The organism is Novipirellula rosea (genome assembly GCF_039541335.1).
GTDB classification, from domain to species: domain Bacteria; phylum Planctomycetota; class Planctomycetia; order Pirellulales; family Pirellulaceae; genus Novipirellula; species Novipirellula rosea.
Genome location: NZ_BAABGA010000030.1, coordinates 1 through 23,220, shown reverse-complemented (window position 1 = coordinate 23,220; position 23,220 = coordinate 1). Strand labels below are relative to the sequence as shown.

Genomic DNA, 23,220 nt, shown 5'->3' with positions numbered 1-23,220 from the left:
CGCCTTGATGTTTTGACTATTCACGATTTGCACGCTAATTACTGTATCATGGTCTTTCACTTTCCACCCCACGATTTGGAAAACTAACAAATGAACTCTTTCTTCTTCTGGCTAACGACCGCGTCCCCGATCGGTGCCATTATTTCCCAGATCGTCCATCCCGGCATTGCCGAGATTATCTTTGTGGCAGCACTTGCGAATCTCGCTTTTTACGGTTTTCGAAGATTCTCGCGTCGACGTGTGGCTGCGATGGCTTGATGAATCCATACGAAAACACGAGAAGCCAATCGACTGACTCGTCGGCCAAGACTGCACGATCGTGGCCCAGCATCGCCGTCGTCTGTGTCTGTATCTATTACACGGCGAGCGCGTTGACCTTGCCGTTTGCAGGCGCTGTTTGGATCGGTGAGTTTCCGCCACTCGCGATTGTCCAGTTCCCCAAATCGATCCTCAAGTCTGTCGTTCATCAAGGCTTGATGTCCGCAGTTCACGCTTTCGGCTGGTCTCATGGTTCGCGGTCACCTGACTACAGCATGATTCACCCGTGGGCGATGGCGATCATGGCAATCGCCCCGGCGTTGCTACTGATCGCCATCGTCACATACTGCACGGCGGGACGAACGAGAATCAGACTTGTTCAATCCATCCTGATCTTCGCGACTCTCGATGCACTCGTGACGTTCTGGATTGATTTATCGTCGAATTGGAAGCTCTTCAACGCCCAGTACTTCTAAACTCCCTAACCGCACTTTCCCGGTTTGCCGGGAAAGATTCGACCTGCTCCGCTCGACTATCTATTGGCAACGAAAGAAACGTCAGGAGCGTGAGTGATGCCATGGGTTGAGTTCGTCAGGGTGAATCATCAGTCGTTTTTGTTACGCTTGGCTCTCGGCAGGTCGCCGAAGATTGTACGAGTTGTGTCGGCGGCGATATCGCCGAGAGGCACGATGCCGGGACCGGACGTGACTCCGCTGGAATCACTGTAGCTTGCCGTGACTCGTCGGTCGGCGGGCAGCATCAATTCCGGCTTGAGCAGTTGCGATGGCACCTTGATCGTCAACAGGTGCTCTCCGCCACGATCGACGAGTTGCGTTTCGCCCGTCCAGTACGTTGACGGATCGCCGTTCTCATCGGGTATGTATCCGCGAAGTCGGAAAGTGCCGTAATAGGCGATCGGTTGCGTTTTATCTTTGCGGCGGTCGACCCACTGAAAGGTGATCTCCGTGTGCGGAATCGAGCGAACGGTTATTTCGTGAGACGAGCCATTTTCCGCGATTGTGAACGACTGATCTGCGAACACGGCTTGTACCTCACGCGAAACGATCTGCTGGTGAGCCGGCTTGCTGACGTCGCGCAGGCGAGAATCCACATGGACAGTCATTCTCCCGGCCACCATCGCTGGAAACTCAAATTCGCCATCATCACCACTAATTGTGCTGCGCCCCGAATGCGGACCATGCGGTCCGGTGGTGGTTAGATTGACGTCCGAGAGTCCCTTTCCCTCAGCGTTCACGACACGTCCTCTTACGATGACGCCGGTTTGCAATTGCAGATCGCCTGTGCGAAGAAATTGATCGCCGTCCGAATCGTCTTCAAAGTTAATGACACCGCTTTGACCAATGCCGCCGTACTGAATTTCAAGCGGTACGCATTTCGACAGTCGCCGCGTCACGGATTCATCTTCGCCTTGGCTGATCTGCGGACTAAAACCGAGCGATGTTGTGCCGATACGAAACCATAACCTCGCTTGGGGTGGCGGAACAGTGACACGAAACCGACCTGCATCGTCGGTGATAATCGTGCGGCTCCAGTTCGGCCAATCGCCGTGGTCGAATGAGTAGAAGGCCAAGTCCATTCCCAGATTTTTCTTCCATGACTGGCTGTTAATGTAGACGCCAGCGCTGAGTTTCACGCCTTCAGCCGGAGTCTTATTGGGCCACAGCAATCGACCATCCACTTCGGTGCCTCGCCAAAGTTTGACGATTGTAGGTCCAATGTTGTTCACTGCGTTTTGCTCGTGCTTCGTGATGCCGTTCTCATCCAGTTCGATTGCGATCACCGAAGGCGCAGAAGTGAACCAACCACTGGGCACGTCGGTGATCCATGCTCCTCCGTCTTCAGGGACTTGAACTTCAATGATCCCTTCTTTGTCCGTCGTCCGAGCGACGATCTTCGTGGGCGTTCCTTGTTTGAAAATGTTGGCAATGCACTCGATTCCTTCCAGAGGCGTGCTAGTTTCGCCCTCGACTAGTTGGAATTTTTTCGACTCGCTGCCCGCCGAGGCTCCCTGTTTCCTTGCGTCATTGTCCGTCGTGGATGCCGCAGAATCTTGATATATGTCGTCGTTTGATGCGTCGGAAGCATCATGGAGGTATAGCGGTGTCACTCCCGTTTCCAATTCCGCATCGTAGTCGCCGGGACGAGGGAAGATGACGTTGCCAGCGTCATCTTTCTGAACTCGACTGTTGAATCGGATCGTATAGCGCACGTTGTAGTGGCCTGGTTCTCTGATGCTGTTGACTGCCGGTGCGAGGACGGCGAGTTCGGCAACCTCTCCTGGCTGTAGCCGCCACTCGACGTCAATTGGCTCGCCTGTAAAAAACGTTTCTCGAACATCAATATTGTTTCCTTGAGAATCCGTCACTAATACCGCATCACCTTGGCGTCCCGTTTCACTGATGAACGTGATTACTTCGTCGCTAGCATTGCGAACATGAAACCGAACTCCGACGGAAGTACCAACTGGGACGCTTGGCACGTTCGATGGGTTGCCAACGTTGTCTTCAAATAGCTGGTAACCGATCGCGGCTTGCAGGCCTTGTTGCACCGGTCCCCAGACTAAGTCTGTTTCTGCGGACGGATCTGTCGATCCAGTGATCGAAAATTCAATCGGTTTCGATGCAACCTCATACTTCCACGCATCCAGAATTGGTTTGTCAGGCCAGTGCTCGCGAACGCGATCGCGCAGCGTTTCGCCTGGACCGCGATAGCGAACTTTCACGGCGTACTTTCCCGGCAGCAATTCATGGTCGAATGGTTCCATAAACTTCGCCGGCTTCAAAGCGATCTTCAAAGACTGTCCCGGTGACAATTCGTGCGTCGACGCCCCGTTAGCAACTATCCATCCGTCAAAAAATTCTCGCCACGGTCGAGCGATTGCTTTGCCGTTGAGATCAACGAAGTCGAAGTCGAACCAATGTGGCGCGAGCATCTCGGTCCGCAGTTTGCCTCGAACTTCTTCCGCATACCCATCGCTATAACGGACCCCGGCAAGGACCATCGGCTCGTCGCTGAAGTTTTTCAACTCGACGCCAAACGTCATGTTGGACGATCGAGCAAACTCGAAAACGGTCTGCTGAAAACTCGGATCATCCTCGTTGACGTCGACGGGCAATGCGATCAGTCGACAACGCAGCCCATGCGACTCCGGACCGAACTCACTTAGCGCTGGTGTTGCGTCTGTGGAATCTCTCGCATCGTCCTTTGTTTCCGTAGAAATCGTCACGTCGGTCTGCTGTCCCGGTTGGAGACTCACGTTGTCGAAAATGACCCACTTCGTGTATGGCCGCACCCGATATTCGAACCGTACGATTTCGGTGATCGGCAGTTTGAACGTCAACTCTCGTGGGCCACCGTTCGCTGGCACCGATTCGCTGGACCTTCGATGCTGTTTGCTGGCTTTGTCGACAGCATACAGTTCGAAATCGGCCAAGTCGTACAGTCTGTTGTACGGGTCATTGTCAACGAGGAGTGAGGTGGTTATCTCGTCACTCTCAATATCCTTAACGATGACGTTGTCGTAAATCGACCGCAACGGCGTGGGCACTTCGATCTTCTCGCTCTTCACGCCATCGGTGTCGAATGTCATCCAGGGTCCATACGGCGCTGTAGAAATGCCAACCCAGATGCTGGTGGTCGTTGTATCGAACGGGCCCGCACCGTGATAACCGATCCAAAGGCCATTCAGATAGCTCGACCCGGACGCGGACGGCGGTTTGTACTTGGTTCGCACTCGGTGATCTTGAGGCAGGCCGCGTATCTTGAGTAAGAACTCTCGACTACGTGATTTTGCTTCTTCGTTGGAGCCAACAGAAAAGCCGCTATCTGGCAAATCTGGCGGTTGCGATAGCGGATCGCCGTTCGGTTTCCACCAAACCTTCTCGGCCGATGGGTGATAGCCAACAGCGACTAACTCGACTTCGATGTCGTCGGCAACTTCTGCAATGAAGGCGGAGGTTTCATTGCCGTCGTTTTCGTCCGCATTGGCTTGGAGGCTCAGCATGACGACGACCGAAAGACACAGGCCGGCGAGAGCCAACAATGCAATTGGCAAACGTGAGGTACCTTGCTGGTCACTGCGAGCGGCAACTCTCGCGATACGACGAATGCGAGCCAACAGAGTTCCATCATTGACACCGATCGCAAGCGACGGTGGTTGACTCCGCAACTGCTCGACCGCGATCAACGCTCGACCATATTCGCTCCGATTGTTCAATGTCGCGATCACAAGGTCATCGCAGCAATGTTCGCGTTCAATTCGGATGCGGCGGGAAAGCCACCAAATTGCCGGGTGGTAGAAAAAGAGGGTCTCAAGCAGTGTTTGCAACAGATTGACCGCGTAGTCATTCCGCCTCACGTGAGCCAATTCATGAGCGTGCGGACTGGCAAGGTCTTGAAGACTAGCGGGTGTGAATCCCGCCTGAGTAACTGTTAGCCACAGGCTCAGTATCGAGTTTTGCAGCCAACCTATAAGCATCATTAGCTGAAGTGGTTGGTTGAAGCGTAAACAGAAAGGTAGTGAGGGTGAAAGGTATCGACTGGCTGTCGAGCCCTGAACGAGATTGAGCTCCGAAAATATGGTTTCCTGTTGGATACTGCCCACGGTCTGTTCATGCTGGAAGGCGAAACTCGCGGTCGCGTCTTGGCGAGCGACAGCGAGAGTCCCGGAGTCGAAGATCCACTCGCGCTACACACTATGTTTTCAAGGCAACCAGTGACGCCCAAAGATTCTTGATCTGACTATGAACTCCAATCATGACAAATCGAGTATGCCCGCGAAGCCGAAAAGGCAACAGAGGCAAATGACTCTTTGGGAATCGGATGACTGCATAGTACCGTTGACTTCGGGTAATGCCGAACGAGGGAAGGCGGTCAGGCCGACACGCGATTCCAGCCGACCACCTGCCACTCACAGAAGTGGAACGCCGGTGTATGATCGACTGGATCGCATCACCACGAGAGCGGAAGGCGACGCATCAGCGACGTTTAGCAACCTCTTTTCGTTGCTCAATACAGAGCTGCTGTTTTACGCTTTCCGACGACTCAAGCGAGACAAGGCACCGGGGGTCGACGGGGTCACGGTGGACGACTACGAAGAGAATTTGCAAGGCAACTTGCAAGATCTCGAAGATCGAATCCATCGCGGCAGCTATCGTCCTCAGCCGAGTTTACGCCGAGAGATTTCCAAAGGAGACGGTAAAACGCGACCTTTAGGAATCGCTTGTGTGGAAGATAAGATCGTCCAGAGGGCGATCGTCATGATCTTGGAACGCATCTACGAGGAGGATTTTCATGATACCTCGTACGGTTACCGTCCCAAGCGAAGCTGCCACCAAGCACTGGCCGATCTGGGCCAGACGATCACACGCCGGCGAGTCAACTGGGTGCTCGACGCGGACATTAAAGGGTTCTTTGACCACGTTGATTTTGGGAAGCTCCAAGAGCTTCTCGGGAGACGTATCGAAGACTCTCGTATGCTGCGGCTGATTACCAAGTTTCTGCACGCCGGAGTGATGATTCAAGACAAACGTTACGCCACCACGGAAGGCGTTGCGCAAGGTTCGGTTCTTTCTCCACTGCTAGCCAATGTGTACTTGCACTACGTGCTGGACGAGTGGTTCGAGCAGCAGGTGAAGCCTCGTCTTAAAGGCGAGGCCTTGATCATCCGCTTCGCGGATGATTTCATCTGCACGTTCGAGCGAGAATCGGACGCGTTGCGTTTTCGTGAGGTGTTGACCAAACGTCTTGGTCGGTATTCGTTAGAGTTAGCTGAGGAGAAGACGAAGTTGCTCCGTTTCGGCCGTTTTGCCAGTCGCGATTGCCAGCGATTGGGTGAAGGGGCTCCGGGCACATTCGACTTCCTTGGCTTCATGCATTACTGCGGCACAAGCCGCGCAGGAAAGTTCAAACTGAAACGGAGAACATCGGCAAAGAAGTTTCGATCGAAAATCCGCGAGCTCAAAGACTGGTTCCGCTCCAAGTTAACGACGCCGCACAACGAGGTCTGGCCAACGCTGGTCCGCAAACTCCAGGGACACTTTCAGCACTACAATGTCAATGACAATTGGGAGATGCTGATGAAGTTCCGAGAGGCGGCACGAAAGTTAGGTCTTCGTTGGATGCGTCGTCGCAGTCAGAAAGGGCGAAACCTCAGTTGGGAAGCTTACGGCCTTTATCTCGAGCGACACCCGTTGCCGAATCCGGGACAGATCACGGACTTGATCGCGATGGGGAGTGCGAAGTGATGCCAGGTGAGAGGTGTCGGCTGGGAGCCGGATGCGTTAACGGCGCCAGTCCGGTTCTGAGAGGGTTCGGTGATCAATTGGACAAGGATCAAATATTGTGACACCACAAGGAGAAATCTGTGGCAAACCGTGAACACAAAGCGTATCCTAACATCCGAGAGACTCCGTTCTACTCGCCCAAGATCGATTCAAGCTGTGAGACGGGGATATTTGCGACGAGACTTACCGGCAAAAGCACGACGGGTCGAAAGCATCCGACCATCATCGGCGTTTTCGCAATCGTCGATTCCAGAACTGCGACTGCCCGCTTGACCAGCAGGCGAGCCGTAACACGATTGAACAGGGCGACGATCTCAGGCGAAGGTTGCGAGGTGCCGACGCTTCGCAGCCGGCGAACCATTCTCCATCCAATCAGCGGTCGCAAAGAACAAGCAATAACTCCCAAGCACCAGACAATCACGATCGTGTGCAGATATGGAACGAGTGCGTGGCTGAATTTCTGCTTCAACCTCGTCAAATCGCGCCGTGGTGGCGGGTTCGTCGAGGTAGGGTCGCGCACGATACTCGGAGAAACTGCCTTTTCCGTCTCCAAGCCCGGAGGAGAAACAGCATTGGATGGTTTCGAGACACCAGCGGTCGAAGCCGCCGGGGTGACCATCAACTCAACTGGCTGGTTCAGCTCAACCGTTATTGGCGGCAGAACAAACCACGTCGCAACCGGAGCCATGCTGGCAAGAGCGAACAGGCTCAACAGTGATCCGTAACGGACCTTCGACGAGGCGGATCGGAACGCCACCATCAGCAAGGCCGCGACGAGCCCAATGATGACGAACTGCCAAACCGAATGCACGAGAATCCATCCGAGTCGCTCGACCACCGCGTTTAATGGAGACCAATCGTTTAGGAAAGCGTTCATTACTTGGCCTCCATTTCGTCGAGCAACCGACGAGCTTCCTCAATTTCAGACTGGGTCGCCTTACCACTTGTAAGTGCTTGCAGGACCAAGGTCATCGCCGACCCGTCGTAGACTTTGTCAATCAGATCACGGAGGAAAGTTTTTGCGGCACGATCTCGCGTCATGGTAGCTCGCCAAATGTGCGGCGTTGCGTTTTCGTTCCGCTTGAGCAATCCCTTTCCCAGCATCACCGACAGCATCTTCACGGTGGTTGAGTAGTTGGTTTCTTTCGTTTCGGACAGCTTCGCGTGAATGACGCGCACGGGACTTGGCCCTGCTTCCCAAAGAATTTTCAAAATCTCTAGCTCGACGGCGGTCGGCTGAGCAGATCCAACTTCACGCATTGTTTTTTCCCGTTTCCAAAGCACGCTCTCTTGAGGCAAGCGAACGCTTTCGCTAGAATCAGGATAGCGAAAGCCTTCGCTGCGTCAAGTGTTCGGCCTTCGAATTCCGCTGCCTTCGTCTGCCGTCTTGCTGCTAGGCGGTTGCTCCGGATGGCTAAATCGGGGGCAAACGACCAAACCGCCAACTCGAATGTTCGTTAGCCACTTTGCCGTTGGCCACGGTTGAATCAGTTCAGCATGGGGACTCGGACCGGAATCGCCAAACGAGGCCCAAGAACTTTTGTAACGTTTGAGGTAAATTTGTGTTCTGTAGATAGGAGAATCGAATTTGCAAGGTCCGGAAACACGAGCGTCGCTGCTGGTCAGCCTGAACGACCCAGCTTCTGAAGAAGCTTGGAATGAGTTCGCTGCTATCTATCGGCCGCTGGTGATTCGCGTCGCTCAGGCCAATGGTTTGCAGTACGCCGACGCCGACGACCTTGCTCAAGATGTTCTCACCACTGTAGGTCGGGCGATTGGGACCTTCGAATCAAATTGCGAAGGTTCATTTCGCCGCTGGCTTTACCAAATCACGCGAAACCTCGTCGTCAATCAATTGACGCGAGGTCCGTTCTCGGGTCGACGAGGACCGATTGGCAGCGGGGATAGCGACATCCAAAAGCTGCTCGCTCAGGTTCCTGCTGCCGACGATCAAACGGCGACCTTGTTTCGACTCGAATATCGACGCGTCCGTTTTCAACAAGCCGCTGGGCGAGTTCGCAATCAGTTCAGCGATTCCGTCTGGCAGTGTTTCGAGTTAACGGCAATTGAGAACCAGTCCGCCGAGCTAGTCGCCAATGCGCTAGGAAAGACGCCCGGAGCGGTTCGCGTTGCACGATGTCGCGTGCTGGCGAAGATCCGCGAAGAAATTCATTCTGACGATAGCGAATAGGGTTCTACAATGGTTGCCAGGTTTCACTACGACGACACGATGCTCAATCGATTGCTCAGCAATGAGCCGGGCGATGGCATGAGCGAAGTTCTCACTCACGTAGAGTCCTGCGAAACGTGTCAATCGAAGCTGGAGTCGTTGTCGAGCGGCGGAATGAGTTGGGATGAAGTCAATGAGTTGATGCAATCAAGCGGCGTACCCTACCAGCCGGCGAATGACACAGACTGCAAGTTGGAAGTGTACACCACACTGCTCGAGCCGACGGAGCATCCCGATTCCCTCGGACGTTACGAGATCATGGAGTTTCTCGGTCGCGGCGGAATGGGAATCGTCATGCGAGGTTATGACACCGCCTTGCAACGCAACTCCGCTGTCAAGGTTCTTGCACCGGAGCTTGCCAGCAGTGCAGCCGCGCGAAAGCGATTCTCGCGTGAGGCTAGAAGTGCCGCTGCGGTGGTTCACCCTCACGTGGTCCCAATCCAAAACGTCGATGAGCACAACGGTCTGCCGTATCTCGTGATGCCCGTGGTTGAAGTCAAAAGTCTTCAACAACGCATCGAAAGAGAAGGGCCTCTTTCGATTATCGAGACCGTTCGCATCGCCGCACAAGTCGCTGAAGGGCTCGCCGCCGCGCACGCTCAAGGATTGGTGCATCGCGATATCAAGCCTGCGAACGTCTTGCTCGAAAACGGCGTCGAACGGGTACAGATCACTGACTTCGGCTTGGCCCGCGCGGTGGATGACGCCAGCATGACCCGAAGCGGTGTGATCGCTGGTACGCCTCAGTATATGTCGCCTGAGCAGGCACACGGCGACTCGATCGATCACCGTAGCGACCTGTACTCGCTCGGTAGCGTCGTCTACTTCATGCTCACTGGACGTTCACCGTTTCGTGCCGAGACGTCGATGGGCGTACTTAACCGTATCTGCAATGATCAGCCGCGACCGTTGCGAAGTATCAACGCCGAAGTGCCGCCGTGGCTGGCGACGATCGTCACTCGACTGCTTGAAAAGTCGCCGGATGATCGATTTCAGTCGGCCGAAGAGGTAGCGAATCTGCTGACTAAACATCTTACGGCGATGAACAATCCAGAAGCTGGAAACGTTCCCGCTCTTGATGATGCGGAGTCGGAAGATAATCGACGAAATTCAGCGTTGGCAGAACCACCCAATCGCCCTCGACGCATTTTGGTTGCCGCGGGATTTGCCTTTGTCGCTTTGGCCGGAATCCTGTTCTACCTGCAAACGGATAAGGGCACGCTGCGGATCGAATCGAACAGCGATAGTGATGTACCAGTCCGGATCATGAGTGGGAACGAAACCGTCGAGCAACTGACCGTCAGCAAAGACGGAGCGATCACACGACTGCATGCGGGCGACTATGTCATCGAGGTCGACGACGCCGACAGCCACGTCGAGGTGAAAGGCGACCGATTCAAGCTTCGTCGCGGCGATACCTGGATCGTTTCTGTCACGCCCGTCACGAAGTTCCGAGGGGCAGGCCAGGAGTTCGAAGGAGATGTCCAATACTTTGAACCCTCGCCGATGGCACCGTCTGGTGGCCTAATGGAGGGCATTGGTATGGCTGCAGGCGATCCTCCACCCACACGACCCCCGGCAGTCATCGGAGGCGAAGAGGAAGCTGGCAAACCACCAACTTCCACGGAAACAGAGAGGACAAACGAGCATCTCAACTCCCTAAAGCAGCGAGCCAGGCTCTTGGAAGAGCGGTACGTAGCTGGTGAAGCCTCTGTTGACCAATCGATGCGTGCTTGGATCGAAGCAGCGGAAGCCGCACTACCACTTGCGACGAACGCTGAAGATAGAATTCACAATCTTCGGAGGCAGGTCAAACTACAAAAAGAATTGGAGAAGATGCTTGTCCAACTGCACGAGGCGGGCGAAATCACTTCGGAAAAAGTTCTGTCTGCACGGGCTGATCGAGTCAAGGCGGAGGCAGGCCTGTCGAGAGAACTCACTGAACGAGCTGAAAAAGTCAAGGCTGGGGCGGCTCGCGAGAGTGAAGAAAGCGGCGCACGACCAGCTTTCGATTCTCGAACAACCACGCCTGACGATATTGAGCCGAATACCGCTGTTCCTTGTGACGCGACGTCCGAAAGATCCGGAGGAGACCCTCAGGCCAAGAATGTGCCGAAATTCCACCCCCTGGGATTTGATACGCCTGAAGCGCTGATGAAACACATTTCGGATTGCCAATCGCGCAACGACGTGGCGGGGCTCGTTCTTTGCTGGACCGATGATATGGTCGAACAGATCGCGACTTCTTACCTGATGGTCGCGATGATGCAAATCAGAGACTTCGAAGAGAATCCCAAAGCATCGAGACCACCGCATTATGCGGAACATATCCAGGAACTGAGACAGATCCTGTCCGACGAAATCAAGGACCACGCAATGGCGCACGCCATGACTGCCCTGGCGTTGGCAAACGAAGAGGCGTCGAAGAAAGAGGAAGGGGATTTTTCCAAATCGGCTGAAGCTTCGGCGAAGAGTCCGCTCGTCCGGCTATTGGCACAAACGACAGCTGAGTTGCTGAAGGATCCGCGACGATTCGTGGTGCGATTTTGGTCTTGCTCTCGAAACTTCGAGGAATCGGATAAGGCGCAATCGAACGGTGAGAAGTTCGAGTATTCCATTGAGTCACGTCAACGGCCCGACAAGTCGGACGGCAGAAACTGTGCGTTCGCCGCAAGGAAGTCCGATGGCCATCGAATGGGATTGATCGAGACCGACCAAGGTTGGATGGTCAACGAGCTCTGGCCCGATGCTGTCGGAGACGACACTTCGACCGGTGCTCTCATGCCCAGCAAAACGCTTTCAGGTGCGTCGATGCACAAGCCATCTGAGGATATCAAACGAGATTGGAAGACTCGATTGCAGGGCGAGTGGCAGGTTGAAATGAAGGGCTACGATGACGATGGCAAATTGCAGTCGAGCAGGGCGCACGGCCAAGTCATGGGAGACCACGTCACGTTCACCGGTGACGATGGGATTCCTGTAAGCTTCGCGTTCGAATTCGGCTCGGAAGGTCCTTCAGAACAGGTTGACATCCGTCCCATTGTGACACCAGCCGAGAAGGAGCAATTGCATGCGTTCTGGGAGTTTGGAGAACCGTCCAGCGACCTAATCAATCCAGTCTTCCCAGCAATCGTCGAAAATCACGAGAGCGGTTTTCGCTTTTGTATCCCGAACACACCGGGTCAACGGCCGACGGGCTTCGCGATCAGCACAGGTCTCGGTATGTGGATACTTCGTCGCGAAAGCGGAGCGAATTCAAGTGCGAACGGTCCGCCAGTTGAAATGGGTTTGTCCATGGCGGCAGGAACGGATATGAGGTCGTCGGAATCCCACCACGCTGTAGCTCAACAACGGAACATTGAATGGACTTCACGCGACGAGGTCGAACTAGGCAAAGCGTTTGCCGATCGTCTCGGTCTTGATGACAAGAAGCGGAAAGCTGTCAACCGACTGCTCCAGCAAACGTGGCAATCATACATCGCTGTAGAGAGAAACTACACGACGTATTCTCCCGGACACGATGACACCCTCGTCGTCCAGGTTGCAGCATCACGTGACAAGATCGACCCCGGAAAAGAGGTGAAATCGCTGCGTGGCGAATTGCAAGTACTTCGCAATCGCTTGCTTTCGAAGCTCAACAATCTGGTCGATAAGAGAACCGCTCAGGCGATTCATGACGCTGCCGTCAATCGACATTCCAAAGAACCGGACGAGGAATGGTTAGAGCTATTGGACGCCTATCCATCGGTGCTCGGTTGGGCCGACCAGGATTACCCGGTGAACTTAGAACTGCGGTTCCGCCGCGGAAAGGTCGACTGGTGGCTCGAACCCGGAAAGCACGGAGTGTACGGCAGCGGAACCACATTGCCGAACGAGTTGAAACATTACTTGTCGTTTGGCCTACATGCGGAGCAAGCCGTCGAGCAGTCGAGTGATCATCAGGATTCATCAACGAGCAATGGGCCGTACTTTGAATGGCAGTCAGTCGATGACATAGTTCTGAGTAGAACGTTCGCGAATGAGCTTGGACTGAACGAAGAGAAGCAGGAAGCAGTTAGCAGACTGCTGGCAACCACTTGGCGGTCATACGTTGAGCTTGAGAGGAAGTGCACGACCTACTCTCCAAGGCACGATGACGAGTTCCGCGTCACGGTCGCCGCTCCGAACGAAGAACTGGCCAGACTTCGCAGTCGGCTGCTTTCAAGCTTGAAAACATTGGTTGATGAAAGTTCCGCCGGATCGATTTACGCTCGCGCAGTCAGCAGGGAATATCAACGCCTAGATGATGGGTCTACTGCTTCATCAGACTTTAATCCATCTGTTTTGGGATGGGCCGATGAAAAATATCCGGTCGAGATCATGTTTAGCTTTCGTCGCGGAAGGATTGGCTGGTTTGTCGAGCCAAATTCATATGACGCGTTCGGCAGCGGCTCCCGTCCGGCACTACCTAATGAGCTGAAACACTACCTTTCGCTCGGGCCCTATACGGACGAGATCAGTTCGGGATCAACTGAGGGCCGCGCGCCGGCAATCGCATCCACTGCGGACAGTCCACGGGTTGTTTCATCGGCGTCGAAATTTATCGCCGCTCTGGAACAGGTGGTTCAAGCCACACATGCAAAATTTGAATTTGGTAATGCAACGATCGATGATGTTATCGATGCTAAACGCCGTTTGCTCGACGCGAGACTGAAGGTGGCATCCAAAGCCGACGATCGCGCGATCATCAAATCGGCGTTGCTGGATGCAATGCAATTGGAAAAACAACTTGCCGAGATGGCAAGCGAGGAACGAATCATGCCCAACGACGCCAGAAAGGCAATGGTCTACAGGTTGGAGCTTGAAGCGAGACTTGATGGCGAGGAGCAACTCCCCGCAGATTGGCCACCAAGCGAAACGGGAAGTGCTGAGGCTACTAGCCTGTCGGAACCAGCTGATTCGGATGTCGACGACAAACGTGCGAACAACGCATCCATCCTCGATCGAAGCGAGGTTCCGGCTGCAAACGCCATTGATGCGTGGGCAAACCCTGATACAGCATCAGCGACGCGTACCGGCGATTCGATGAATGTGTCTGCGGGGAACACCGACTCCAGCAATCAGGTGATCCTTGAGATGACGTTGTCTGAGAAGTTGCCTACGCCCGGCGGAAATAAAGTCTTGGCTGAGCCGACGATGGTGGTAACGTTGGGCAAGCCATTTTCGTACCACGTCGGTGGTGCTCTCAACACGAGCAACGGCGGCGATGGACTTGAGGTCGGTACGCAGGTGCGGGGAACCGTCAAAAAGCACACGGGTGAGTCGTTTCTAGTCGAACTGAAACTTGCAGTCGGGCACGGTTTGATTGATGCGGGCAATCCCGAGATGGAACTAGTGAATACGCAAGCGCTCGAACTTCGCATCACAATGAGGACCGGAGAGGAAAAGCAATTCGATTGTGGAAACTCACGGACACTCAAGATCCGCGTGCAGCCAATTACCACTACCAATGTCGAATCGGAAACGCGGCAGGCCAGTCCTCAACCAGGGAAGCCATCCGGTGTTCAAAAGCCAAGCGATTTACCTGATGTCATCGGTAAACTGAAAGCATCTGGCGTTTCAGTCGTCCGATTCACACCCGATTCGAATATCACGACGAAGGGATTTTGACATGGCAAACCTTGTTCCGGCACCGTCCAACCGTGACATGTGGCGAGCGTACGCCTTTGCACCGCTCGTCACGCCGCTCTCGTTTATCGCATTCGTCGCGATTGTCGGTATCGTCATTCCGATTGGAGCCTTGGCAGTGATTGCTGCCATCTGTTATCTGGTTGCAGGTCTGATCGGTATGCCAATCGCCTTTCATTTGCGTCGCCGCAACGCATTGAACGCTCGAACGATTCATGGAGCCGCTTTCTGTTGGGGCTTGCTGACCTCGATCATCTGTTCTTTCGCATCAATCTCCGTCGCCGCCGCGATCAGTGGAACCTGGGAGTCTGTTCCGTTGATCATCGTCTACTCTTCGGCAGCCATTATCCTACCGGTCGTGCTTGCTGGTACCGCGTTCTGGCTGTTGCTTCGGCGGACACCGGCGGTGAGTCGCACCGAGCAGTATCAATCTCTTGCAATTTGAAAGTGAACACTGAAATGAAAATTACAACGCAAATTCTGTCTGCATTTCTAGGCCTTGCTTTCGCATTCGTTTGTCATGCGAGCCATGCAATGATTCAGATCAAGGAGCTGACGAAGGAGCAAGCCAAGGACGTTTACGGAATCGAAATGCACGCCGCAAAGAATGGTGATGCTGGGATCAAAGTTTGGCTTGAATTCAAACGTGCAGGGGCGATGGAAACATTCGCCTATGCAGAACTGGACATGCAAGATGCGGCTCAGAATCACTTGCTCACGGCGCAACTGGCTCCGAACCCCGCGAACCATCGTCAACCGGAAAACGCCATAACGGTCGCGTTTTCTGTGGCTCCGAACAAGTTAACGCAATGCGGCTTCCTTATCGTTTGCTCCGATGGTATTCGAGGCCACCACGGTTATCTGTTGCGAGTTGAAAAATTTCTCAACGCGAAGGACTTTGCCAGCGCTGAAGAAAGGACTCGAACGCCGCTGCCCGTCGACACGGACCAGGTCGCTGGCGAAACAGTTGGAAAAAATGGCTTTCCGACAGGAAATAGTACGCCGGAAGGCGCTGCGACGGATCTGGTTCGAGCTTTTATCGATCGTGACTTCGACAGATTCAATGCCGCCCGCACCAAGAACTCGTGTGAGGGTCGCAATGATCCACACAACTACTACGCAGCCTTCCTCCAGCACACGACGCTCATCGGCGATACCGGTCAGACCGCTCAGCCAGATTCTTTGAACGAGCCGGATCGGATTTCGAGGGTCTACAAGGCTAGGTATCTTCCCCATGATGAGTTGGAGCTGGATATCCGAACGCACTGGATTGCGATCTACGGTCGTTCGGATCGCTCGCTTGTTGACGTTGCCGTCTCCAACGAAGCCGGCGACGAATTCCTCCATCGCACCATCGTTTACAAGGCGACGACCAATGGAAAGTGGTACGCACATGCCCAGCTCAATCACGATGACCATCTGCACAATTTAGCAGCGCTGCAACCCAAGTCGACAGACTTGTATTCGCCGACATCATTAGAGTGACAAGCCGTGGGATCGAACCAACAGGATCAAGAACTACAACAGCGAGTTTCTTCGCTTGAAAGTCAAGGAAAATTCGGCTCAGCTCAAATCAGCGAAGACCGCAGCTTCGACGGCGTTGGGACTGTCAATCGTTGCATTTGCTGCGATGGTCCTAAAATTGCTTGGAGTTTTCGACTGACGTGGACACACGAAGCGCTGTCAAACGTTCTTGGATGACGATACGACTATTACTTGCCTTGACTGCATTTGTTGCGATCATTTTGTTTTCTGGTACCGAACTCCCGAAGAGCAGATTCGAGCTGTCTTCAACGACCTCTCGGTTTCCTCGGTCTCGGAATCTAATAGCGGCCAACCAATCAGATAGCAAGTAGCCGATCCCGCTGTATTGAACCAAAAAGCCGAGGCAGCGATGCCTCGGCTTATTCGGATATTAGCTGTACAGCGCTACCTTGATGTTGTTGGGATTAGTTTCGCCAGGATTCTGGATCAACACATTAGATTTTTCCGGCGGTGATAGGAATGTCGGCCAAATTCTAATCCGATGTCCACACATCCAATTACTTAATTGTCGGTTGCTGGTCACGACCGTTTCCACACCAAACCTGTCGCAGTCTGGCAATTCGAACCTCGCCCAATGCAAAATTGGCTATCAAGTCTTCTGCTAAAATTCAAACTCCAGTCATCGATTGAGTCAATTGATCTGGGAGTTGAAATAGCATCGCATCGGCCCTGCTAAAATTTCTGACGACTCAATTTGATGGTAGATCGCGTTTGCGATTTACGAGGAAATACATGATCCCACGCGTTAGTGAGGCAAACAGGAACGCGACAAACAGCATTCCGCCAGCAAAGCCTAATGCCTGGGCGACGCCAGTGAATGTTGTGACGGCGTTTGAAAGTCCGAGGACCGCACAAACCAAACTCAGCAGGAAAATGCCAACTGCGCCCAGCAGCAGATATGCCGTCACAAAAGTCAGCTTGTGGTAAAGGTAATCAAAAGTTTCCATGTTTTTTTCTCCAACGAGTAGTGATACTGAGTTACTTTTAGATTTTCTGGCTGGCTCCAGCAATTCGAAGGGAACCGACGATTGATCAGGTTGTTCCAAGTGCGCGATGCAGGTAGTTAGTAGACGCTCGACTTGCGTCGCGGACTGAATGCGGTCATTGGGTAATTTAGCGTGCAGTTGTTCGAAAAAACGGCTTAACCAGATTGGCACGCTCGGATTTGCCTCGCGAATTGAACGCGGCGATTCATGGATAATCCGGTGTAAGACGCCATAACTGGTTTCGGCCCGGAACGGTGAATGGCCGGCACACATGGAGTATAGAACGCTGCCTAGCGAGAAAAGATCGCTACGAACGTCAATCGACTCCCCACGTGCTTGTTCGGGTGACATATATTGCGGCGTACCCGATATGATTCCGCTTCGAGTCATCGAGGCGTCGTCAACCGCTCGCGCTAGCCCAAAGTCAGTGATGATCACACGATCAACTCCACCAGCAAGTAAAATATTGGCAGGTTTGATGTCGCGATGGACCAAGCCTTGCTCGTGGGCCGCGGCAAGTCCGGCTGCGATCTGGCGACCGATGCGCAGCACTTGTATTATTTCGAATGGTCCTCGTCGGTCGAGCCGTTGCTGCACCGAATCGCCCGGCACATACGGCATTACTAAGAAAGGCAGCGGTCCCTCATTCGACACGCTGTGAATTGCAATCACGTTCGGATGCACTACTGCGGCGGCAGCCTTGGCTTCGCGTCCAAATCGGTGGCGAGCCGCGCCACTTGTTGCTAGGTGCGGTGCCAGTACCTTGATTGCGACGATTCGGTCCAGCGAACGTTCGTGTCCTTTCAATATGATGCCCATGCCACCCGCGCCAACAACGCCGGTAACTTCGTATACGCCGATTCGCCCGAGCATCTCGGGATCATCGCTTGGAACGAGCATTTCAATGACACGCTGCACCGAATGATCAGCGCTCTCGTTATCAGAAAATTCTCGTTGTGAGCCCGTGGTGCTCAACGAAACAGTATCATCGATCGCGTCCTGTAATACTGATTCCCACTGGAGCCAAGTCTTTTTGTCGGCGGCGGCATTTTGCAATCGTTCGCGGCACGAGGCGCATTCGTCAAGATGGCTCATCCAGGACACCTCCTCTGCTTCCGTTAGCGATTCGCTGAGAAACGCTTCGACTCTGGACGGGTCGCACCAACCGGTGACTTGCTCATTGATCATTGAATGTATCCTCCAACTGACGAGCGACGTCGCGCAACCGACGAACAATCCGACTTCTCGCGGCATAGACCATACCTTCGTTTCGTCCCAACTTCTGGGACGCCTCCGCGATGGACAGGCCATCGATCATAGTGAGCGAGAAAACCAGCCACGTTACCTTGTCCGCTCGCTCTCGCACGATGACACTGGCCCGGCGAAGCAGTTGACGTCGGAACTCTAGGTCTATGGTCGTTTCAAGTTCATGAACGCCCTGCGGTTGCTCATTCATCATCGATGCGGCCGTGGTACCGCCACACCCTCGATCGCGAGGAAGTCTCGTCAGAACTTTCAATGCTTCGTTTTTGGCCACGCGCCGTAACCAATGACTGAAACGCGCAGTTGGACCAGTCCGTTGCCAACGCGGGAGTGCTGCCGCAACGGACATCAAAACTCGCTGTGCTAGGTCTTGCGCATCGGCGTCTTGCATGCCTCGACCGCGGGCCAATCGATAAACGACCGGTCGATAAATACGAGCAAACTCATCCCACGCTTCTGCGTCCTGGGGATTTCGCACTCGCAGCAGCAGACTTTCACGTGTCTCTGGGTCATCGGTCATTGAATCGCATTCTCCAACTGATCAAATCCATCTCGATAGCGAATCTGACAGACCTTTCTGCAAAAATCGTAGAAAAACGCACTGCGGTTGCAATAAAGGTTATATTTTGTCAGTGCAATCGACGGTGTTGCCTCCGTGAATTGCCTGTTGCAGCCTTCGCTCTCAAATCGAGCAATCACGGCAACGCTCAAATAGGCTACTAGCGAAATCGACCCTTCGGGGATGACGGATCGCGATTCGACAATGCTAGCCCACGCCCGTGAAAATAGATTTGCCGCCTTTCATGCGAATGTCCGGCCAAGCAATCATTGTTCCATTCGACTGCTCAAGCGATTTGGATTCCACCAGGACAACGAACGACGCCGGCCAGACCGATCGAGGTACAGCCCACTCGCGGAAACAGCGATCGACAGCATCTAGACATCGTCAGCCGTGTCACCGTAAATGTAAAATTCTAATTCAGTGCCTCTTCGCGAGCGTCTTGGATATCGGAAATAGCCGTTTCCAACATGTTGTCGCGACCGCCTACGAAGTATTCGGGCTCAGGATTTATTGTTCGGTCCGGTTGAACCCATTACCATCGAACAATAGGCCGTCAGCTTGGAATGAAGCCATTCTGGCGATTTGAAGCTCAAGCGGAGTCTTGCCTAAATCAACAGTTCGCTTAAATGCACTGCCGCCGCCGCTAGCGGTCCCCATCAGCGTAAGGTTCTCGCGCCCTTTTAAACCGGCAAGAAAGATATCGGTCGCGCTGAAGCACTTGGCATTCATCAAAACTACGACAGGCTTGTCGTAGTGGTAGCCGACTGAGCCTACCTGACTGAGTACCATGTAATGCCAATCGCTGAATTGGTCGGCGGGAAAGTTCCATTCAGGACGGAAAGATTTCTCGAACTCTGCAATGGCCGCTTTCTCGTTTGCTGAGCATTCTTTGGAATCCTTTCGATACATGAACGTAAGCGTTCGGCGGGGGGATGAGATTTGACTTCGGTAGGCTGCTGGGTTTTGTCTCAACCCCAGGAGGTCACCATGCCAAACTCTACCGCTTCGTCACGTCGTAAAATTTGGGAATCACGCATCCAACTTCAACGCCACAGCGGACTGACAATCGCAAAGTTCTGTGCCGACGAAGGCTGCGGACAAGCTAGTTTCTATCACTGGAAACGTAAACTCTCGAAGCAACAGACTCCAGAGCCCAAGTTTGTTGCCGTGTCGCTGCCGCCGTGCCCAACGCAGCGAAACTCGCTCACTCTTCCCGGCGGTGCCACCATTGAACTCGCCGACCAACTCGACAAACAACAGCTCACGGACTTGATCGCTGCAGTCGTCGAGGCAACCACGCGTGCTGCGGAGCCACGATCATGATCTCGGTCGCCGCCTCCTCACGGATCTTCATTTTCAACGAGCCGACAGATATGCGAAAGAGCTTCAACGGTTTGTCTGGACTCGTCGCCGAGCACTTCGAAGTCCCGTTGGTCTCAGGCCACCTGTTCCTCTTCTTCAATCGTCGTCGCGACTGTGTCAAAATTCTTGCTTGGGACCGAGATGGATTGATGATTTGGTACAAGCGACTCGAAGCGGGAACCTTCCAGCTCTCCGCTTTGAAATCCGATCAAGCTTCGCTCGAAATCGATCCGGTCAAGTTGTCGCTGCTGCTCTCGGGCATCGACATCGAGTCGGCCAAGCAACGCAAGCGATACAAGGTTGCATAAAAGCATTACAGCTAAAAACTTTTGAAAAATGCAAACGCAAGTCGAGTTCTCGTCTTGCGTTTTTCTTTGTAATCGCGACAACCAATGGCATGTCCGATCGCCAAGATTTACCGAACGATATCGAAGCTTGCCATGCGTTAATGGAAACGCAGTCCGAGCTCACTGAACGTCTTGCGAGTGACAACGAGAAGCTAAAGTTTGAGCTCGAACAGCTCAAGCGGTACATCTATGGTCAGCGGAGTGAACGCTTCATTGACGATGGCTCTCAACTGGCTTTGTTCGATACATCGGTCCAAGAAAACAGTGACGCCGTTGACGTTGACGAAACGGTCGAAGAAAAGATCACCGTCCGTCGCCGCCGCAAGAAATCGGATCGTTTTCCCGACAATCTGCCGCGTGAAACCCAGTTAATTGACGTGCCTGAACAAGAGCGAGCGTGCCCTTGTTGTGGCGACGAGATGCCAGTGATCGACAAGGACGTTCGTGAACGTCTGGAGTATGTGCCCGCCAAGATGGTCGTGCATGTGCTGGAGTATCTCAAGCGTGCGTGCAGCAAGTGCAAGGAAACAGTAAAGGTCGCTCCACCGCCGGAATCCGACAACGATGCGGCCTCGCTGACAAAGGGCTCTCGTTACGGTTTCGGCGTGACAGCACAAATCATTCTTGGCAAATACGCCGACCATCTGCCGCTGTATCGGCTTGAAGATGTGTTCGCCCGAGCTGGCGTGGTCATCCCACGTAGCACGCAGGTAGGCCTGCTTGATGCCGCCGCCGACCTCATCACGCCCTTGACCGACTTGATGAAGTCGCGTCTGTTGACTTCACCCGTGATTGGCATGGATGACACTCCGGTGCGTCTACAAGACACTTCTCTTCCTGGCAAGATGCGAACCGGACGAATGTGGCTGGCCAGATCGAATGTCTGTGGCCCCGAAGATCCATCGCCCTACAGCGTGTTCTTCTTCCATCGCTCACGGGCCCAAGGCAAAGCGACTCGCGAAGGACCCTCCGCCTTCTTGGCTGACTACCAAGGCTGGGCAACAGTCGATGCTTACGGAGTATATGACGGCGTTTATTTAGGTAGCGACGATCGAATCTTCGCTTCGTGTTGTCATGCGCATGTGCGTCGCAAGTTTGAGGCGGCTAGAAGTAACGATCCGCAGCGTGCTGCGCGTGCGTTGGCGTTTTACCGTCAGTTATTTGACATCGAAGACGAAGCTGCGGAGCTTTCGGCAAGCGATCGCTTGCGGTTGCGCCGCGAGAAGTCGCTGCCGCTGGTCGAGCAGTTTCGGTTGTTGTTAGAAGATTGGCGAGCGGACGCAGGCGTGCTTCCCAAGAGTGCGATCGGCGTGGCGGTGCGATATGCGATGAACCAGTGGAAGCCTCTAGTTGCGTTCTTAGAAGATGGTCGCTTACCGATCCACAACAACGACACCGAACGAGAACTTCGCAAGCTAACGATCGGGCGAAAGAACTGGTTGTTTATCGGCAGCGAGGCTGCGGGCGAAGTGGCGGCGCGAATGTACACACTCGTCGCCAGTGCGTCGCGTCAACAACTCGACTTGTGGGCGTACTTGGACGACGTACTTCGCAGCCTAGCGGGAGGCCAGTGTGAGCTCGAGTCACTGCTGCCGGACCGCTGGGCTGTGTCGCATCCCGAATCGATCCGCACCTATCGTCAACAAGAATCGCTAGCCAGGGCCGCACAAACTAAAGCGCGCCGCGCCCGCCGTAGAAAGCTGAAAAGCCGCTAGGCCTGCCGAACGCTTACACATGAACCGCGATTCAAGATGATCAGTACGATGAGCAGGATGCAAACGATACACTGCTGCATTGAATATTTTGGGCGAGCGATCTGGAGCAGCGAGATAGTCATAGAGCTTCTGCAATGGTTCCCTCGATCTGCACCGCCGTCTCTCACATCCACGATCAAGCCAGCAGTGTCGCGAAATTTGGGCATCCATTCGTTGATCTGCTGCAGAGCATCACGATCTATTTGAACCAAACGGAGGTATCACTGGGCGTCCGTCGTCGCCTGCGTCGATGATTGCTTTCAACTGAACCAGCTTCGCTGGTTTGTCTGCCTCGTTGCTGACGTAAAGCTCGAACATCATTTGCCGTTCCATCTCGGGATGACGAAGAATGTGAAAGTCGCAATAGTCACCCTCTGGCGTCGTTACTGCTGTTCACTCGCAACATACCGTTCACAACTGAATGGAGGCCATAAATGAATTAAGAACGTCGCAACCTCCAGAACTGCTCAAGAACTGACCCATTGCGAGATTACGCCGAATTCGTCGCCAAACTTGCGGTAAAGATTGAATTCGACCTAGTCGAGGACACCACTAACCTGAATTCAACTTTCAAAGTGAATTCCGCAAAGCGTGGTTTGGAAACGGTTTACGACAACGACTTCCGATACGCTTTCTCTGCGTAGTACCACGAAACCGGATTTCGAGTTCGTTTGGAGTCAATTTCGAAGTCAAACGCGCAAAACTCAATCTCTCGTTTTCCTGTGGTTTCGCACAAAAATACCCGGCTCAGTTTTGGGCTGAACCGGGTATCGAGTTGGTAAAGGCTAAGCTGAGAGTAGGTTGTTACGCAGCATCGGCGTCAGTTTGGCCGTTTCCATTGGCCCTGTTCCCTGCGCTGGCGTTGCCACGTCGCGCACGACCATCGGCCATCGCTGTACCATTCTCCCTGGCATCCTTATCCAAGGCAAGCTTCAAACCTC

The 23,220-nt window shown here is 53.8% G+C and carries 17 protein-coding genes; 11 read left to right on the top strand and 6 right to left on the bottom strand.

Going from position 1 to position 23,220, the window contains the following annotated elements:
• Positions 1-90: 90 nt before the first annotated feature.
• Both ABD971_RS11615 and ABD971_RS11610 read left to right on the top strand, forming a co-directional pair.
• Entirely contained in the window at positions 91-258 is a 168-nt protein-coding gene (locus tag ABD971_RS11615) for a hypothetical protein (protein ID WP_345322193.1), read from the top strand.
• Positions 258-734 carry a hypothetical protein gene (locus ABD971_RS11610; RefSeq protein WP_345322191.1) on the top strand — a complete coding sequence of 159 codons (477 nt, stop codon included), beginning with the start codon at positions 258-260 and terminating at the stop codon, positions 732-734. Before ABD971_RS11615 ends, ABD971_RS11610 begins: the two co-directional genes overlap by 1 nt.
• A gap of 128 nt (positions 735-862) precedes the next feature.
• Here the strand turns inward: ABD971_RS11610 and ABD971_RS11605 are convergent, their stop codons facing one another.
• Complete coding sequence (locus tag ABD971_RS11605; RefSeq protein WP_345322188.1) at positions 863-4,759, bottom strand: M56 family metallopeptidase; 3,897 nt, start codon at positions 4,757-4,759, stop codon at positions 863-865.
• A gap of 448 nt (positions 4,760-5,207) precedes the next feature.
• On the opposite strand from ABD971_RS11605, the gene ltrA reads away from it, so the two are divergent.
• Positions 5,208-6,524 (top strand): group II intron reverse transcriptase/maturase, encoded by a 1,317-nt coding sequence (gene ltrA, locus ABD971_RS11600; RefSeq protein ID WP_345322186.1) that lies wholly within the window; start codon positions 5,208-5,210, stop codon positions 6,522-6,524.
• A 169-nt stretch (positions 6,525-6,693) separates the two neighbouring features.
• Here ltrA and ABD971_RS11595 read toward each other — a convergent pair whose 3' ends face one another.
• Both ABD971_RS11595 and ABD971_RS11590 read right to left on the bottom strand, forming a co-directional pair.
• Positions 6,694-7,440, bottom strand: coding sequence for a hypothetical protein (locus tag ABD971_RS11595; RefSeq protein WP_345322184.1), 747 nt, complete (start codon positions 7,438-7,440; stop codon positions 6,694-6,696).
• The gene (locus ABD971_RS11590) at positions 7,440-7,823 is read right to left on the bottom strand and encodes a BlaI/MecI/CopY family transcriptional regulator (protein ID WP_345322182.1); all 384 of its coding nucleotides are present in this window, start codon (positions 7,821-7,823) and stop codon (positions 7,440-7,442) included. Before ABD971_RS11590 ends, ABD971_RS11595 begins: the two co-directional genes overlap by 1 nt.
• 328 nt (positions 7,824-8,151) lie before the next feature.
• On the opposite strand from ABD971_RS11590, the gene ABD971_RS11585 reads away from it, so the two are divergent.
• The 4 genes from ABD971_RS11585 to ABD971_RS11570 all read left to right on the top strand — a co-directional run bounded on the left by ABD971_RS11585 (position 8,152) and on the right by ABD971_RS11570 (position 15,945).
• On the top strand, positions 8,152-8,754 hold the full coding sequence (locus tag ABD971_RS11585; RefSeq protein WP_345322180.1) for a sigma-70 family RNA polymerase sigma factor: 603 nt from the start codon (positions 8,152-8,154) through the stop codon (positions 8,752-8,754).
• A gap of 9 nt (positions 8,755-8,763) precedes the next feature.
• Positions 8,764-14,442, top strand: a complete 5,679-nt coding sequence (locus ABD971_RS11580; RefSeq protein ID WP_345322178.1) for a serine/threonine-protein kinase — start codon at positions 8,764-8,766, stop codon at positions 14,440-14,442.
• Between the two features lies 1 nt (position 14,443).
• Entirely contained in the window at positions 14,444-14,905 is a 462-nt protein-coding gene (locus ABD971_RS11575; protein WP_345322176.1) for a hypothetical protein, read from the top strand.
• 212 nt (positions 14,906-15,117) lie between these two features.
• Entirely contained in the window at positions 15,118-15,945 is an 828-nt protein-coding gene (locus ABD971_RS11570; RefSeq protein WP_345322174.1) for a hypothetical protein, read from the top strand.
• A gap of 749 nt (positions 15,946-16,694) precedes the next feature.
• Here the strand turns inward: ABD971_RS11570 and ABD971_RS11565 are convergent.
• The 3 genes from ABD971_RS11565 to ABD971_RS11555 all read right to left on the bottom strand — a co-directional run bounded on the left by ABD971_RS11565 (position 16,695) and on the right by ABD971_RS11555 (position 19,725).
• A complete protein-coding gene (locus ABD971_RS11565) occupies positions 16,695-18,179 on the bottom strand; it encodes a serine/threonine-protein kinase (RefSeq protein ID WP_345322172.1) in 1,485 nt (494 codons plus the stop codon).
• The gene (locus ABD971_RS11560; protein ID WP_345322170.1) at positions 18,169-18,774 is read right to left on the bottom strand and encodes an RNA polymerase sigma factor; all 606 of its coding nucleotides are present in this window, start codon (positions 18,772-18,774) and stop codon (positions 18,169-18,171) included. The genes ABD971_RS11565 and ABD971_RS11560 overlap by 11 nt, the downstream gene beginning before the upstream one ends.
• Positions 18,775-19,323: 549 nt before the next feature.
• Positions 19,324-19,725, bottom strand: a complete 402-nt coding sequence (locus ABD971_RS11555) for a S41 family peptidase (RefSeq protein WP_345322168.1) — start codon at positions 19,723-19,725, stop codon at positions 19,324-19,326.
• A 78-nt stretch (positions 19,726-19,803) separates the two neighbouring features.
• On the opposite strand from ABD971_RS11555, the gene tnpA reads away from it, so the two are divergent.
• The 4 genes from tnpA to ABD971_RS11535 all read left to right on the top strand — a co-directional run bounded on the left by tnpA (position 19,804) and on the right by ABD971_RS11535 (position 22,533).
• A complete protein-coding gene (gene tnpA, locus ABD971_RS11550) occupies positions 19,804-20,139 on the top strand; it encodes an IS66 family insertion sequence element accessory protein TnpA (protein ID WP_345322166.1) in 336 nt (111 codons plus the stop codon).
• Positions 20,136-20,486 (top strand): IS66 family insertion sequence element accessory protein TnpB, encoded by a 351-nt coding sequence (tnpB, locus tag ABD971_RS11545; RefSeq protein WP_345322164.1) that lies wholly within the window; start codon positions 20,136-20,138, stop codon positions 20,484-20,486. The genes tnpA and tnpB overlap by 4 nt, the downstream gene beginning before the upstream one ends.
• Before the next feature lie 89 nt (positions 20,487-20,575).
• Positions 20,576-22,240, top strand: coding sequence for an IS66 family transposase (gene tnpC / locus ABD971_RS11540; protein ID WP_345322162.1), 1,665 nt, complete (start codon positions 20,576-20,578; stop codon positions 22,238-22,240).
• 134 nt (positions 22,241-22,374) lie between these two features.
• Positions 22,375-22,533 carry a hypothetical protein gene (locus ABD971_RS11535; RefSeq protein WP_345322160.1) on the top strand — a complete coding sequence of 53 codons (159 nt, stop codon included), beginning with the start codon at positions 22,375-22,377 and terminating at the stop codon, positions 22,531-22,533.
• Positions 22,534-23,220: the final 687 nt, after the last annotated feature.